The organism is Micromonospora sp. C41, from assembly GCF_018070485.1.
Taxonomy (GTDB): Bacteria; Actinomycetota; Actinomycetes; order Mycobacteriales; family Micromonosporaceae; genus Micromonospora; species Micromonospora chalcea.
Genome location: NZ_JAGPXP010000001.1, coordinates 477,805 through 492,980, shown reverse-complemented (window position 1 = coordinate 492,980; position 15,176 = coordinate 477,805). Strand labels below are relative to the sequence as shown.

At 70.9% G+C, this 15,176-nt stretch carries 14 protein-coding genes; 1 reads left to right on the top strand and 13 read right to left on the bottom strand.

The features are described 5' to 3' along the window. Nucleotides 1-28: 28 nt before the first annotated feature. The 3 genes from KBX43_RS01345 to KBX43_RS01335 all read right to left on the bottom strand — a co-directional run bounded on the left by KBX43_RS01345 (nt 29) and on the right by KBX43_RS01335 (nt 2,686). A complete protein-coding gene (locus KBX43_RS01345; RefSeq protein WP_030499102.1) occupies nt 29-289 on the bottom strand; it encodes an acyl carrier protein in 261 nt (86 codons plus the stop codon). Nucleotides 290-384: 95 nt separating this feature from the next. Further along, on the bottom strand, nt 385-1,638 hold the full coding sequence (locus KBX43_RS01340; RefSeq protein ID WP_113972977.1) for a cytochrome P450: 1,254 nt from the start codon (nt 1,636-1,638) through the stop codon (nt 385-387). Nucleotides 1,639-1,714: 76 nt separating this feature from the next. Beyond that, entirely contained in the window at nt 1,715-2,686 is a 972-nt protein-coding gene (locus KBX43_RS01335) for a PaaX family transcriptional regulator C-terminal domain-containing protein (RefSeq protein WP_064445590.1), read from the bottom strand. A 242-nt stretch (nt 2,687-2,928) separates the two neighbouring features. On the opposite strand from KBX43_RS01335, the gene KBX43_RS01330 reads away from it, so the two are divergent. Then, complete coding sequence (locus tag KBX43_RS01330) at nt 2,929-4,296, top strand: PHB depolymerase family esterase (RefSeq protein ID WP_082930904.1); 1,368 nt, start codon at nt 2,929-2,931, stop codon at nt 4,294-4,296. A 67-nt stretch (nt 4,297-4,363) separates the two neighbouring features. Here KBX43_RS01330 and KBX43_RS01325 read toward each other — a convergent pair whose 3' ends face one another. The 10 genes from KBX43_RS01325 to KBX43_RS01280 form a co-directional block, all read right to left on the bottom strand. Beyond that, nucleotides 4,364-5,119 (bottom strand): GntR family transcriptional regulator, encoded by a 756-nt coding sequence (locus tag KBX43_RS01325; protein ID WP_064445588.1) that lies wholly within the window; start codon nt 5,117-5,119, stop codon nt 4,364-4,366. A gap of 87 nt (nt 5,120-5,206) precedes the next feature. Then, nucleotides 5,207-6,409 (bottom strand): dipeptidase, encoded by a 1,203-nt coding sequence (locus tag KBX43_RS01320; protein ID WP_198033260.1) that lies wholly within the window; start codon nt 6,407-6,409, stop codon nt 5,207-5,209. A 30-nt stretch (nt 6,410-6,439) separates the two neighbouring features. Further along, nucleotides 6,440-7,429 carry an ABC transporter ATP-binding protein gene (locus KBX43_RS01315; protein WP_043323250.1) on the bottom strand — a complete coding sequence of 330 codons (990 nt, stop codon included), beginning with the start codon at nt 7,427-7,429 and terminating at the stop codon, nt 6,440-6,442. Continuing rightward, nucleotides 7,413-8,396, bottom strand: a complete 984-nt coding sequence (locus tag KBX43_RS01310) for an ABC transporter ATP-binding protein (RefSeq protein ID WP_043323248.1) — start codon at nt 8,394-8,396, stop codon at nt 7,413-7,415. The genes KBX43_RS01315 and KBX43_RS01310 overlap by 17 nt, the downstream gene beginning before the upstream one ends. Then, complete coding sequence (locus KBX43_RS01305; RefSeq protein ID WP_043323247.1) at nt 8,393-9,229, bottom strand: alpha/beta fold hydrolase; 837 nt, start codon at nt 9,227-9,229, stop codon at nt 8,393-8,395. Before KBX43_RS01305 ends, KBX43_RS01310 begins: the two co-directional genes overlap by 4 nt. Further along, on the bottom strand, nt 9,226-10,407 hold the full coding sequence (locus KBX43_RS01300) for a Xaa-Pro peptidase family protein (RefSeq protein ID WP_210869383.1): 1,182 nt from the start codon (nt 10,405-10,407) through the stop codon (nt 9,226-9,228). Before KBX43_RS01300 ends, KBX43_RS01305 begins: the two co-directional genes overlap by 4 nt. A gap of 2 nt (nt 10,408-10,409) precedes the next feature. Continuing rightward, entirely contained in the window at nt 10,410-11,291 is an 882-nt protein-coding gene (locus KBX43_RS01295; protein ID WP_223200978.1) for an ABC transporter permease, read from the bottom strand. 64 nt (nt 11,292-11,355) lie between these two features. After that, nucleotides 11,356-12,309, bottom strand: coding sequence for an ABC transporter permease (locus KBX43_RS01290; protein WP_043323238.1), 954 nt, complete (start codon nt 12,307-12,309; stop codon nt 11,356-11,358). 32 nt (nt 12,310-12,341) lie between these two features. Beyond that, a complete protein-coding gene (locus KBX43_RS01285) occupies nt 12,342-13,967 on the bottom strand; it encodes an ABC transporter substrate-binding protein (protein ID WP_069088411.1) in 1,626 nt (541 codons plus the stop codon). Beyond that, nucleotides 13,964-15,166 carry a dipeptidase gene (locus KBX43_RS01280; RefSeq protein WP_043323232.1) on the bottom strand — a complete coding sequence of 401 codons (1,203 nt, stop codon included), beginning with the start codon at nt 15,164-15,166 and terminating at the stop codon, nt 13,964-13,966. The genes KBX43_RS01285 and KBX43_RS01280 overlap by 4 nt, the downstream gene beginning before the upstream one ends. Nucleotides 15,167-15,176 lie beyond the last annotated feature (10 nt).

The following is a 15,176-nucleotide window of genomic DNA, read 5'->3' as shown; positions in this document are numbered from 1 at the left end:
GCGGCCGGGTGCCGTGCCCTGGCATCGGTCAGTGCGCCGAGGCCGGGGCGATCCGCGCCGCGACCGCGCGGCTGAACTCGCCGACTGTCATCATCGCCAACTCCTCCGCCTCGTCGTCGTCGAACGCGACCCCGAACCGGTCCTCCACCCGCACCGCGAGCTCGGCCAGGCCGAGGGAGTCCACGTCGAGCCCGGCCGGGCCGAAGACGGTGTCGTCGTCGACGTCGCCGACGTCGTACTTCATCTCGGTCAGTGCGGCGAGGAGGAACGCGCGGATCTCATCGGTCATGTCCGGTGTTTCCCTTCCACGGTGCCTGGCGGCGCGCTCGACCTGCTCGACGGAACCTGTGAGGCGCGGAGCGGACACTCCGCGTAGCATCGACCTTACTCGATCAGGTTGGTTTGACAAGGCACCCGATCGGTCAGCCGTACCGGCAGCCGGTCGTACCCGCGCAGCATCAGCGCGCGGCGCGGCCCCGGTTCGGCGGTCAGCGCCGGGAAGCGGTCCAGCAGGCGGGGCAGCACCAGCCGCCCCTCGGCCCGGGCCAGCGTCGCCCCGAAGCAGTAGTGCGGCCCGGCGCTGAACGCCAGGTGCCGGTTGTCGGCGCGGGACGGGTCGAACCGGTCCGGGTCGGGGAAGCGGCGCGGATCCCGGTTCGCCGCGCCGGTCAGCACGACCACCGTCCGCCCGGCCGGCACCGGCAGGCCGGCGACCTCGGTGTCCGCCGCGGCGTACCGGACCGCGAAGTGCACCGGCGGCTCGTACCGCAGGATCTCCTCCACGTAGGACGCCGCCAGCGACGGGTCGGCGCGCAGCGCGGCCCGCGCGTCCGGCCGTTCGGTGAGCAGCACCAGCCCGTTGCCGAGCAGGTTCGCGGTGGTCCGGAACCCGGCGTTGTACATGATGATCAGGTTGGCGAGCAGCTCGTCGGCGGTCAGCCGGCCGGGTTCGTCGTCCAGGCCGCGCAGCAGCGCGGAGACGAAGTCGTCACGCGGGGTCGCCCGGCGCGCGGCGACCAGGTCGGTGAAGTACGCGGTCAGCTCCGCCGCCGCGACGTTGGCGGCCCGGACCTCGCGCATGGACCGGCGGCCGATCTCCAGCACCGCGTCGAACGCGCGGACCCGGGGCGGGAACCACTCCCGGTCCTCCTCCGGCACGCCCAGCAGCTCGCCGATGACGTCGCTGGGCAGCCGCAGCGCGAAGCGCGCCATGAAGTCGACGGGCCGGCCGTCCGCGCCCGCCTCGGCGAGCCGGTCGAGCAGGTCGTCGGCGATGCGCCCGATGGCCGGTTCCAGCGCGGCGACCCGGCGCGGGGTGAGCGCCTGGGAGAACAGGTGCCGGACCCGGAGGTGGTCGCGTTCGGCGGCGTTGAGCATGGACGACTGCAGGATCCGGGTCACCTGGTGCTGGCGCCAGCGGACGCCGGCCCGGTCCAGGTAGTCGGCGCCGAGCACCCGGAACACCGGGTCGCGCAGCACCCGGTTGACCGCTTCGTAGCCGTGCACGACGAGCGCGTGCGGGTCGCCCGGCCGAAGCCGGGCCGCCTCCCCCGCCTCGTGCAGCCGGGCGTAGAAGGGGTACGGGTCGCGCCGCACCTCGTCGCCGAGCAGCTCGTCGAGGGAGACGCGGACGCTCATGGCCACTCCTCGCGGTCACCGCAGTCCCGTGACCATAGACTCACCGGCGCCGATGTGTCCACGGGACGTCCGGCGGTCAGTCCGGGCCCGCCCCGCAGGCGTCCTCGCGTACGCCGGCGAGCATGTCGGCGGTCGTGTGCGCCTGGATGCCGGGCGGCACCGGATCGGCGAACCGCGCGACGACCGCCCGCACGTGCCGTTGCGCGGGTTCGGCCAGTCCGTCGTAGACGGCGGTGAACAGGTCCCGGGCCGGCCGGCGCAGCCATCCGGCCGGAAGCAGCTCCAGCGGCAGCCGCGGGTCGAGCGTGGGGAACCGCCGGTAGGTGTCCATCACCTCGGTGCGGGCCCGCACCGCCGCCGGACCGTCGACCGACTCCAGCCGGGACGCCAGCGGGGTCCACCGGCGCAGGAAATCCTCGTACTGGGCGCTGATCGCGGCGATGTCCCAGGCGTCGACGGGGGCGCGCTGGCCGGTCACGTCGAGCGCGTCCTGCCGGCCCCGGAACACGGTGACCGCGCCGGGCGCGAGCTGCGCCAGTCGCGACCGGGCCGGCTCCGCCAGCTCGTACGGGGAGATCCACAGCCCGTCGTACAGCGGCGCGAAGCCGAGCCAGCGCAGTTGCCCGCGCAGGGCGCGGCGCTGCGTGCCGCGGTCCTGCGGCAGCGAGAACGCGACCACCGTCCAGCACCCGTCCCACGCCTGCGTGTCGGCGGTGGAGGCGACGATCCAGCTCCCGCCGGCGGAGAGGTCGGCGGCGGCGCCACGACTGAGCCGGTAGAAGCTGTTGCGGCCCTGCCGGCTGCCCTCCAGCACGCCGCGCCGGGCCAGCCGGCTGATCGCGGTACGCGCGCCGGCGCTCGTCACCCCGGTCTCGGCGAGCAGCTCGACGATCGCGGCGGACGGCAGCGGGGCCCGGGTACGCAGCGTGTAGTCGGCCAGGAGGGTCACCGCCACGCTCTGCGGCGAGGTGCCGGCCTGCCGCCGGGGCAGCCGTGGCGTGGGCGCCTCGTCCGGGTAGATCTCCTCGATGTCGAACGGGCTTGGCACACGCGCTCCGGGCTCGGCTCAGGGACGGAGCATCGACTCTAGACGAACGCCGCCGCAGCGTATCGGCGTGCTTCGATTGACAGTTCACCGCCCGACGGGAACACTATGTGCCATATGAGCGCGGAGCCGGGCCGGGCAAGCCACATTCCGTGAGCGAGGCGCGACACCGCTGCCGTCCGGGCGGCCGGCGCGGCGCGTGACCGCTCATTCCCGCCTGCACACAGGCGATCGAAGGAGTCTCCGTGAGAATCAGAGCCAAGATGGTGGTGGCCCTGGCCGCGTCGCTGGTGGCGGCCGGCCTGGTGATCCCCACCGTGCAACCCGCGTACGCGGCGTCGCTGGCCGAGGTGACCAGCTTCGGCGACAACCCCGGGCGCATGCGCATGCACGTCTACGTGCCGGACAACCGCCCGTCCCGGCCGGCCACGGTGGTGGCCATGCACGGCTGCGGCGGTTCCGGCCCCGGCTTCTACTCCGGCAGCGAGTTCGCCGGGCTGGCCGACCGGTACGGCTTCATCGTGATCTATCCCAGCGCCACCCAGCAGGCCGGGTTCGGCAACTGCTTCGACACCTGGTCCGACGCGGCCAAGCGCCGCGGCGGCGGCAGTGACCCGGTGTCGCTCATCTCGATGGTCCGCTACGTGCAGCAGCAGTACGGCGCCGACCCGGACCGGGTCTACGCCACCGGCAGCTCGTCCGGCGGCATGATGACCAACCACATGCTGGCGCTCTACCCGGACGTCTTCAAGGCGGGCGCGGCGTTCATGGGGGTGCCGTTCAACTGCTTCGCCGGCGCCTCCGACTACCCGCCCGGGTCCAGCCAGTGCACCGGCGGGAACATGAACCGCACCCCGCAGCAGTGGGGTGACGCGGTCCGCCAGGCGTACCCCGGCTACACCGGGCCGCGTCCCCGCGTGCAGCTGTGGCACGGCACCAACGACACGCTCGTGCCGTACTCGCTGCTGCAGGAGACGATCGAGCAGTGGACGAACGTGTTCGGGCTCAGCCAGAACCCGACCTCCACCGACACGCCGCAGTCCGGCTGGAACCGGCGGCGCTACGCCGACTCCACCGGCACCGTGCAGGTCGAGGCGTACAGCATCCAGGGCGCCGGGCACAGCCTGCCGTCGTCCGGCATGGCTGCGGCGGCGATCGCCTTCTTCGGCCTGACCAGCACGCCCGGGCCGACCACGCCCCCGCCGGGACCGACCACTCCGCCGCCGGGGCCGACCACGCCCCCGCCCGGCCCCACCACCCCGCCGCCGGGACCGACCACGCCGCCGCCCGGCACCGGCGCCTGCTCGGTGCGCATCGAGCTGAACGCCTGGAACAACGGCCTGACCGAGAACATCACCATCAGCAACACCGGCTCGACCGCGGTGAACGGCTGGTCGCTGGCGTTCACGCTGCCCGGCGGCCAGACCATCACCTCCGGCTGGAACGCCTCGTACTCCCCCTCCTCGGGCCAGGTGACGGCGCGCAACGTCTCCTACAACGCGGCCATCCCGGCCGGCGGCTCGACCACCATCGGCTTCCAGGCCACGCACACTGGCAACGCCGGGCGGCCCAGCTCGTTCACCCTCAACGGCCAGTCCTGCACACTCACCTGACCGGCGTACCCCGACCCCGGTGACGTCCGGACGGCGGCCCCGCGACCCCGCGTCGCGGGGCCGCCGGCTACCCGGCCGGCGGGGCGGGTTCCGGAGCCCCGCCGCGGCTGATCCGAAGCGTCAACACGTCGGTGCGAACCGTGATGTGGCCGTGGAACAGCGCCGCTCCGCCCGTCCCGTAACCGACCTGGGTCGCGGTGACCAGCGGATGTCCGACCGCCACGCCGAGCCGCTCGGTGGCCTCGTCGTCGGCGAGCACCGCGGTGAGTTCGATCTCCGCCCGCCGCACCGGCATACCGGTCGCGCTGGCCAGGAACTCGAACATGTCCAGGTCGATGCTGAGCAGCCCGGACGGGTCGAGGTCGCGGCCGTCGAACCGCAGCGGCAGGTGATCACGGATCCAGGCCGCCGGGACCCCGTCCACGGCGAAGAGCCGGTCGACCCGCCACACCGGCGAGCCCGGCTCCAGTCCGAGGACGCGCGCGCAGTCGGCCGGGCACTTCGCCCGGCTGACCGACGCGTCCTGAAGCGTCGGACGGTGACCCGTGGCGGTGATCCGGTCCCGCAGCGCGGTGACGTCACCGATGGACACCGGCACCCGCTCGGCGTCGTCGTGCACGAAGGTGCCGATCCCCCAGGTCCGGGTCACCACCCCCTCGGCGGCGAGCTGCCCCAGCACCTCGCGCACCGTCGCGCGGCTGACCTCCAGACGATCGGCCAGGTCCCGCTCGTTGGGCAGCTTCTCACCCGACCGGAACTCGCTGCCGATCAGCTGCCGCAGCCGGCCGTGCGCCGCCTGTAGCGCGGTTTCCCGCCGAGCCATCCGCCCTCACCTCATCACTGCCCGCCGCCGCGTCGGCGTACGGAGTGTAGTTCGTCCACGTCCGCTCGGACGATCACCGGCACGGCCTCACCACACCTGCTCCAGCACCCGGATGGTGTTGCCGCCGATCACCTTGGCGATCTCGTCGTCGGAGTAGTCGTGCGCCACCAGCCAGCCCACGATGTTCCCGAACGCCTCGCCCGGATTCTCCAGCCCGGACACGTACTCCACCCGCGGGTGCTGCGGACGGTTCCCGGCGTCGTGGGCGTAGTTGCCGGCGTAGGTGTCGTGCACCCCCACGTGGTCGCCGAACATGGTGTCCGGGCCGAACGTGACGTGGTCGATGCCGACCAGGTCCACGCAGTAGGTGAAGTGGTCCATCACCGACTCGATCGAGTGGTGCTGGTGCGCCTGCGAGAGCGTGGTGTGCGGGGCGGCCTCGATGCCGATCACGCCACCCCGCTCGGCGCAGGCCCGGATCACCTCGTCCGGCTTCATCCGGGAGGTGTCCCAGACCGAGCGGGCGCCGGCGTGGGTGATGAACACCGGCACCCGGCTGGCCTCGATGACATCCAGGCAGGTCTGGTCGCCGGAGTGCGAGATGTCGATGGCGATCCCGAGCTTGTTCATCCGGTCCACCGCCCGGCGGCCGAAGTGCGTCAGCCCGCCGTCGTGCTTCTCCGACAGGCCCCCGCCGAGCATGTTCGCCTGGCTGTACGCGATGCCGAGCTGGCGTACGCCGAAGCCGTAGAGGATGTCGATCCGGTCCAGCTCGTTCTCGATCGGGCTGCTGCACTCCAGGCCCGCGACCAGGGCCAGCCGGCCGTCCCGCTTCGCGGCGTGGATGTCGTCCAGGGACGTGGCCAGGAAGACGTGGTCCTGCTTGTAGAGGTCACTCATCCGCATCCCGAGGGCGTAGACGAGGTCGTTCCACTTCCAGCCGTTCTCGCTCGTCACGCAGGAGGCGCCGGCCATGAAGTTGTCGAAGACGGCGGTCAGGCCGGAGCGCGCCAGCCCCTCGTATCCGGTGCGCTGGCGGGCGGTGCGGTTGTAGGCCCGCAGCTCGCTGACGTCGGCCGGCAGGACCACCGGATGCTCGTGCAGCGAGATGGCGGCGTGCTCGGTGAGCAGCCGCGTCACCCGCGCACGCTGAGCGTCGGTCAGGCCGAGGTCGTGCTCCGGCACCCGGCCGATCTCCTCGGCCAGCGTGAACACCCGGTAGTCCGAGTGCGGCTCCAGGTACGAGTACGACCTGTGACCCTTGTACCGGGGGGCGGGTTCTTGCAGCAAGACGCTTCTCCTTTGGACGATCGCCGGCCGTCACGCGGCCAGCGGGAAGTGGCAGGCGACCGGATGCGCGCCGGCGGCCAGCGGTGGTTCGGTGGTGGCACAGGTGTCGGCCGCCTGCCAGCAACGGGTCCGGAACCGGCAGCCCGAGGGCGGATCCACCGGACTGGGCGGGTCGCCGGCCAGCAGGATCCGCTGCCGCCCCTGCCGGCCGGCCGGGTCCGGCACCGGCACCGCCGACAGCAGCGCCCGGGTGTACGGGTGCCGGGGCGACTCGTAGAGGCTGACCTCGGGGCCGGTCTCCACGAGCTTGCCCAGGTACATCACTGCCACCCGGTCGGAGATGTGGCGCACCACGGACAGGTCGTGGGCGATGAAGACGTACGCCACGCCGAGTTCCTCCTGGAGCCGCTCCAGGAGGTTGACCACCTGCGCCTGGACCGACACGTCCAGGGCGGAGACGGGCTCGTCGCAGACGATGACGTCGGGGCTCAGCGCGAGCGCCCGGGCGATGCCGATGCGCTGGCGCTGCCCGCCGGAGAACTGGTGCGGGTAGCGGTCCAGGTGCAGGCCGGGGTCGAGACCGACCAGGTCGAGCAGCTCCTTGATCCGCTCGATCCGGCGCCGGCGGTCCAGCACGTCCGGATGGATCTCGAACGGCTGGAGCAGGATCTCCCGGATCGTGCGGCGGGGGTTCAGCGACGTGTACGGGTCCTGGAGCACGATCTGGATCCGCCGGCGCAGGGCCCGCAGCTCCCGTCCCCTGGCCTGGTGCACCACTGACGTGCCGAAGCGCACCGCGCCGGAGGTGGGCTGCTCCAGCCCGACGAGCATGCGGGCCAGCGTGCTCTTGCCGCAGCCGGACTCGCCCACCACGCCGAGCGTCTCGCCCCGGCGCAGGTCGAAGGAGACACCGTCGACGGCCTTGACCACGCCGCCGGAGGTGAACGGGACCCGTCCCTTGACCGGGAAGTGCTTGACCAGGTTCTCGACCCGCAGCACGACCTCATCGCCGGGTGGCATCGAGCACCTCCTCGTGGTGGTGACAGGCGCTGGCGCGATCGGCCGGCAGCGCCAGCAGCGGCGGCAGGACGACCCGGCACTCGTCGGTGGCCCGGGGGCAACGCAGGTGGAACGGGCAGCCGGCAGGGAGCCGAGCCGGGTTGGGCGGAGCGCCGGGAATCGCGTAGAGCTGCTCGTCGCGCCGGTCCACCCGGGGCATCGAGTTGAGCAGCCCCTCGGTGTAGGGGTGCGCCGGACCGGCGAAGATCTGCTCGACGGTGCCCCGTTCGACGATCCGGCCGGCGTACATCACCGCCACGTCGTCGGCGACCTCGGCGACCACCCCCAGGTCGTGGGTGATCAGCAGCAGGCCCATTCCGCTGTCCCGCTGGATCTCCGCGAGCAACTCCATCACCTGGGCCTGCACCGTCACGTCCAGCGCGGTGGTGGGCTCGTCCGCGATCAGCAGGTCCGGTTCCAGGGCGATGGCCAGCGCGATCATGATGCGCTGGCGCATGCCCCCGGAGAACTGGTGCGGATAGTCCCGCATCCGGTCCTTGGCCGCCGGGATCCGCACCCGGTCGACCAGTTCGACGGCGCGGCGGCGGGCGTCGGCCCGGGACATGCCCCGCCGGACCCGCAGCACCTCCACGATCTGGTGCCCGACGGTGAAGACCGGGTTGAGCGCGGCCATCGCGTCCTGGAAGACCATCCCGATCTCCTCGCCGCTGACCCGCTCCCGCTGCTTGCGTGACAGGGTCAGCAGTTCCCGGCCCCGCAGCTGGACCGAGCCGCTGACCGTCGCCGGCGGCACGTCGAGGATGCCCGTCACCGCCTGCGCGGTGACGCTCTTGCCGGAGCCGGACTCACCGAGGATGGCCAGGGTCTGCCCCGACTCGATCCGCAGCGACACCCCGTTCACCGCGTTGACCGGCCCGGTCGGACCGGGGAACGCGACCTTCAGGTCGGCGATCTCCAGCAGGCTCATCGGAGCACTCCGGCGCGGCTGAGGAAGTCCCGCACCACCTGCTGGAACAGCTCCGGCTCCTCCAGTTGCGGCGAGTGGCCGGAGGACTCGAAGACCACCAGCTCGCCGCGGGGCACCAGGTCCGCGATGACCTGCGAGGCGGCCACCGGGGTACGCCAGTCGTGCCGGCCCACCGTCACCAGGGTCGGGCACGTGATCGACGGCAGCTTCGGCTTCAGGTCGTAGCGGGGCATGTTCTGCCCGAAGGCGGCGTTGTGGGTGCGGTAGTGGAACCGGGTGGCGGCCAGCCGCGCCTCGTCCTTTGCCGGGTCGTGCTGGTGGTCGTAGAGCGGCAGGATCGCTTTCCAGTACTCGCGCAACTGCTCGTTGCTCTCGAACCGGCCGGTGCCGATCCGGTCGATGACCCACTCCGGGATCACCGAACGGTCGGTGTTACGGGCCCGCTCCACCGCGAGGTGGTCGTGCGCGGTGTCCGCGGCGGTGTCCCGCAGCACCAGCGCGGAGACCCGCTCCGGGTGGGCGATGGCGTACTCCATGGCGATGAACCCGCCGTACGAGCCGCCGGCCATGACGATCGTCTCGTAGCCGAAGTGCGCGCGGATGGCGTCCACGTCGGCCACCCACTGCTCGTGGGTGAACGGTTCGTCGTCGCTGGACTCGCCGGAGCCGCGGGCGTCGAAGACGATGACCCGCATGCGGTCGGCGAACGGGCCGAACGAGCGCTTCGGCTCCTGGCGGGAGCCGAGGCCCGGCGCACCGTGGTGCACGATCATCGCCGGGCCGTCGACCGGGCCGAACGCCTCGACGACCAGTTCCGCTCCGTTGATTCTCATCGGATCCCCTCGATGATGTTGGACGCCAGGTCACGCGGGTACCGGGTGAGCCGGCGCGGGCCGTCGTCCTGTACCAGGACCGTGTCGGAGATGCGGTAGCCGGCGTGGCCGGGCACGTAGACGCCGGGCTCGCTGGACAGCAGCATCCCGGGGGCCAGCACGGTGTGGTCGCCGTCCTCGACCCAGGGCGCCTCGTGGTTCTGCAGCCCGATGCCGTGGCCCTGCCGGTGCCGGATGTAGTCGCCCAGGCCCCGGTCCCGCAGGACGTCCAGGCAGATCCGGTTGACCTCGGCGCAGGTACGCCCGGCGATCATCGCCTGGGTGCCCACCTCCTGCGCCTCCCGGTCGGCCTCGTAGTAGCGCACCTGCTCGGCGGTGGGCTCGCCGATGACGAACGTCCGCTCGCTCTCCACGAACCGGCTGGCCACCGCCGCGCCGAGGGAGAGGATCAGGGTGTCGCCCGGCTGGAGCCGCCGACGGGTCGGCAGGCCGTGCGGCAGGGCGGAGTTCGGGCCGGCGTAGACCAGCCCGCCGGCCAGCTTGGTGGTGTAGACGACCAGGTCGTACTCGGCGTACATCCGGTCGGTGCCGAAGCCGATCACGTGCCGGGCGATCTCGTCCTCACGCGGCAGCGGCCGCCCGGCGGCGAGCGCCTCCTCGATCAGGGCCCGTCCGGCGGCCAGCATCTCGTCGCAGATCCGCGCGGCCGCCTCGTGGAACGGGATCTCCTCGGGGAACTTGCGCAGCCGCAGCTCGGCGACCGCGTCGGTGGTCTCCAGCGTGGCCCCGCCGATGGCCCGGGACAGCGCCCGGAACGCGCCGACCGAAAGGCCCGCGCCCACGCCGATACGGCGGACCGGACCGCCCGGACGGGACAGCGCCGAGGCGAGCGTCTCCTCGGCGGTGACCACGCCCGGGTACTCGAAGTACGTGACGGTCTGGACCGTCACGCCCTGCTGGGCCGCGTACTCCTCGTCGAGGCGCGGGATCACCAGCAGCGGATCCCCCGTCCGCGGCAGCCAGAGGTACACCGGACGTTCGGTGGCGATGTAGAAGAAGCCACTGAGGAAGGCGACCTCCGCCGGCGAGGTGGCCAGGAACCCGTCCAGCCCTCGTTGTTCGAGCGCCTCGGCGAGCCGGCCACGGACGCTGTGGTAGAAGCTCTCGGGCAGTCGCATGGTCAGCCTCCGTTGCGACGGGGGTCGCGGGTGTCGTTGAACCGGGTTCCGGCGAGGGTCGCCGCCAGCACCAGGAACAGGATCGCCAGGGACGGGAAGAGCGTCTGCCACCAGGCGATCGCGATCGTGCCGCTGCGCTGGGCGTTGAGCAGGATGCGTCCCCAGGACCAGGCGTCCGGGTCGCCGAGCCCGAGGAAGCTCAGGCCGGCCTCGGAGATCACCGCCCGGGAGGCGGTGAGCAGCACGCTGACCACCATCAGCGAGACGACGGCGGGCAGGATCTCCCGGGTGACGATCCGCCAGCCGGTGGCGCCGAGCACCCGCGCACCGTCGATGTAGGGCATCGCGCTGATCACCAGGCCCTGTGACCGGATCAGCCGGGCCACCTCGGGCCAGGCGAAGAACCCGATGATCAGGGTCAGCGTCGTGACGCTCGGGCTCACCACCGCCGCCAGCATGATCATCAGCGGCAGGGTGGGCAGCGCCAGCATCACGTCGGTGATCACCGTGGCGACCGCGTCGAACGGCCGGAAGTACGCCGCGGCCAGCCCGATCGCGGTGCCCAGCACGATGGCGAGCAGCGAGGCGGCCAGGCCGATCACCATGCTGGTCCGGGTGCCCCAGACCACCTGGGCGAAGATGTCCTGCCCGAGGTCGTCGGTGCCGAACCAGTGCGCCCCGGAGGGCGGTTGCAGCACGTCCGCGCCGGCGCCGGCGGGCTCGTCGGCGATCAGCGGCGCGAAGACCGCCAGCACCGCCATCACGAGCAGCACCAGCACCGACAGCGCCACGACGGGCTGACGCAGGTAGCCGGAGAGGAAGGACCGCCTGGGCGCGGCCGGGGCCGGCGGGAGCGCCTGCTCGGTCAGCACGGGGGCACTCACGGCACCCTCCCTTCGGTGGTGGCGGCGAACGGATCCGGGCGACGCGCCGGGACGCGGCGCGCGCTCACAGCCGGATCCGGGGGTTGAGGACCGCGTAGAGCATGTCGGTCAGGGCGTTGGCGATCACCACGGTGACGGCGAGCATGATGAACGCCCCCTGGATCACCGGGTAGTCCTGCTGCCCGACCGCCTCGTAGATCAGCCGGCCGACCCCGGGGTAGGCGAAGACCGTCTCGGTCAGCACCGCGCCGCCGACCAGGGTGCCCAGTTGCAGGCCCATCAGGGTCAGTGCCGGCAGGATCGCGTTGCGCAGGCCGTGCTTCCACACCCGACGCCGGGCCGAGAGACCACGCGCCTGCGCGGCGCGGATGTAGTCCTCACCGAGGACCTCGATCATGTTGGTACGGAGGGTCAGCGCGTACGGGCCGAGCTGCACCAGGACCAGGGAGAGCACCGGCAGCACCAGGTGGTGTGCCAGGCTCAGGTAGGCCGCCGCGCCCCGGGTGTCCGGGTCGATCGCCCCGCCGATCGGAAACCAGCCGAGCTGGGCGCCGAAGAAGACCAGCAGCAGGATCGCGACGCTCGGCACGAACAGCGCGTTGGCGCTGATCCCGAAGCCCTGCAACGCGCGGTCGAGCCACTTGCCGCGGTTGACCGCGGCGGCCACGCCGATCGGGATGCCGACGGCGACGGTCAGGACGAACGCGCTGCCGGCCAGCAGCAACGTCCAGGGAAGCCGGTCGAGGATGATGTCGGTGACCGGCTGGATCTGACGGAACGAGATGCCCAGGTTGCCCTGGACCAGCTCGCGCAGGTACGACACGTACTGCTCCCACAGCGGACGGTCCAGGCCGTACGTCTTGAGCAGCGCCGCCTGCATCTCCGGTGTCATGTCGCCCTCGACCATGAGGGTCGTGGGGTCCCCCGGCAGGAGCCGGAGCAGAAAGAACGTCGAAGTGATCGCGATCCACACGGTCAGGACGGCCTTCAGTGCCCGGCTGAGCACGAAACGCGCCACGGGGGACCCCTCCTCTCCTCTGGTTGGGTGGGTTACTTGACCGGGGTGACCTGGGCCAGCGAGTACGCGGTGACCATGCCGAGCAGGTCCGACGGCGACGGGACGAAGCCGGTGAACTTGCTGGCGTTGTAGGCGAACTGGAAGTTCTCCACGTACAGCGGGGTCAGGTACGCCTGCTCGTGCACGACCTTGTCAATGTTCTTGATCTTGGTCTTGAACGCCTCCACGTCGGTGGTGCCGGCCGCGTCGTTGATCAGCGCGTCCATCTCCGCCGACTCGAGCAGGTTGTAGTTGATGCCACCCGGGTTGCTGGACAGGTAGGTGCTGCGCAGCTGGTCCATCGGGTTGTCGAAGACACCCCACTGCGAGGCGTCGATGTCGTACTCGCCGTTCTTGGTGCGGGTGAGGAAGGTGTTCCGCTCCACGCACTCGTTCTCCAGCTTCACGCCGGCCTTGGCCGCGCTCTCCCGGAACAGCTGCACGACCCGGGTGATGTTGGCGTTGGACTGGTCGCACGCCACGCCGAACTTCAGCTCGTCGAAGAAGCCGTCGTTGTTGGCGTCCTTGTAGCCGGCCGCGCTCAGCTTGGCCTTCGCGCCCTCCGGGTCGAACGGGTACGGCTGCAGCTCGGTGTTGTCGTACTCGGAGAAGATCGGCGAGATCGGGCCGGCCATCTGCTGGCCGTCGCCCTGCAGCACGGCCGAGATGATCGCCTTGGTATCGACCGCCATCGACAGCGCCTGCCGGACGTCCTGGTCGGCGAGGTACTTGTTCTTCATGTTGTAGGTCAGGTGCGCGAAGCCGAGTGCGCCGACCTTCTTCAGCTTGATCTTGTCGTCGTTCTCGAAGGTCTTCGCCGCCGAGACCGGCACCGGGGTGCCCATCATGTCGATGTCGCCGTTGCGCAGCGCCAGCATCATGGTGTTCACGTCCGGGTAGACCCGGTACTCGACCTGGCTCACCGCGGCCTTGCCACCCGGCGCGAGCGGGTAGTGCTCGTTGCGCTTCATGACGTAGCGCTGGCCCTTGGTGATGCTGTCCAGGACGAACGGCCCGGCGCCGACCCAGTTGGAGTCGTTGGCGAACTTGGACAGGTCACCGGCCGGCTCGAAGACGTGCTTCGGCACGACCGACATCCAGAAGCCGACGCCCTCGGCGAACGGCGCGTACGGCTGCGAGAGCTTGAACTTCACAGTGGTCGCGTCCGGCGCCTCGACCGACTCGACCCAGGTCAGCTTCGCCGCGACGTTGCCGAGCTTGTACTTCATGATCGACTCGGCGGAGAACTTCACGTCCTCGGCGACCACCGGCTTGCCGTCGGTCCACTTGAAGTCGTCGCGCAGCACGAAGACGGCGGTCTTGCCGTCGTCCTCGTAGCGGTACTCCTTGGCCAGCTCGGGCGACTTCTTCGCGTTCTCGTCGATCCGCAGCAGGTGCGGGTACATCGCGTTGAGGATCCACGAGTCGGTCTTGCTCAACGACTGGAGCGGGTTGAAATTGCTCACGTCGGTGGTGGTGCCGATCCGCAGCACCGAGTCCGACGACGAGCCGCTGGAGGAGGAGGTCTCCTCGTTCAGACCGCAGCCGGAGACACCGAGCGTGGCCGCCACGCCGAGCGCGACAGCGAGCCGCCACCGACCCTTGACTGTCTTGTTCACCAAACCTCCTGAAGAACCCGGATGATGTTGCCGCCGATGACCTTGGCGATCTCGTCGTCGGAGTAACCGTGCGTGACCAACCACCCGACGATGTTGCTGAAGCACTCCGCCGGGTTCTCCATGCCACTCACGTACGGAACCCGAGGGTGGTCCACCACTCCGTGGGCCTTTCCGATCGCCAGGTGCTGGGTAAAGCTGTCGTGCAGTCCGACGTGGTCACCGAAATTGGTGTCCGGGCCGAACGCGACGTGGTCGATGCCGACCAGTTCCACGCAGTAGGTGAAGTGGTCCATCACCGACTCGATCGAGTGGTGCGGGTGGTCGCCGGAGAGGGTGGTGTGCGGAGCGGCCTCGATGCCGATCACGCCACCCCGCTCGGCGCAGGCCCGGATCACCTCGTCCGGCTTCATCCGGGGGGTGTTCCAGACCGAGCGGGCGCCGGCGTGGGTGATGAACACCGGCACCCGGCTGGCCTCGATCACGTCCAGCGACGTCTGGTCGCCGGAGTGCGAGATGTCGATGGCGATCCCGAGCTTGTTCATCCGGTCCACCGCGCGCCGGCCGAAGTGGGTCAACCCGCCGTCGCGGTCCTCGGAGAGGCCGGAACCGAGCATGTTCGCCTGGCTGTACGCGATGCCCATCTGGCGTACGCCGAAGCCGTAGAGGATGTCGATCCGGTCCAGCTCGTTCTCGATCATCGTGGCTGCTTCCAGGCCGGCCACCAGGGCGATCTGCCCGTTGCGCTTGGCCTCGAAGATCTGTTCGAGCGTGGTCGCCACCACCACGTGGTCCTGCTTGGCGACGTCGGCGAAGCGCAGGCCGATGTCGTAGATGACGTCGTCCCACTTCCAGGCGTGCTCGCTGGTCACGCAGCCGGTGCCGTTCATGAAGTTGTCGAAGACCGCGGTCATGCCGGACCGGGCCAGGCCCTCGAACCCGAAGGAGTTGCGGCCGGTGCGGTTGTAGTCGCGCAACTGCGTCACGTCGGCCGGCAGGATCTTCGGGTGCTCGTGCAGCGAGATGGCCATGTGCTCGCGCAGCAGCCGGGAGACGCGGGCACGCTGGTCGTCGGTCAGGCCAAGGTCGTGTTCCGGCACCCGGCCGATCTGTGGCGCGAGCTCGAAGACCTTGTAGTCCACATGCGGCACCAGGTAGTCGAAGGACCGGTATCCGGCGTAGCGGGGGGCGGGTTCCTGCACTGGTCTACTC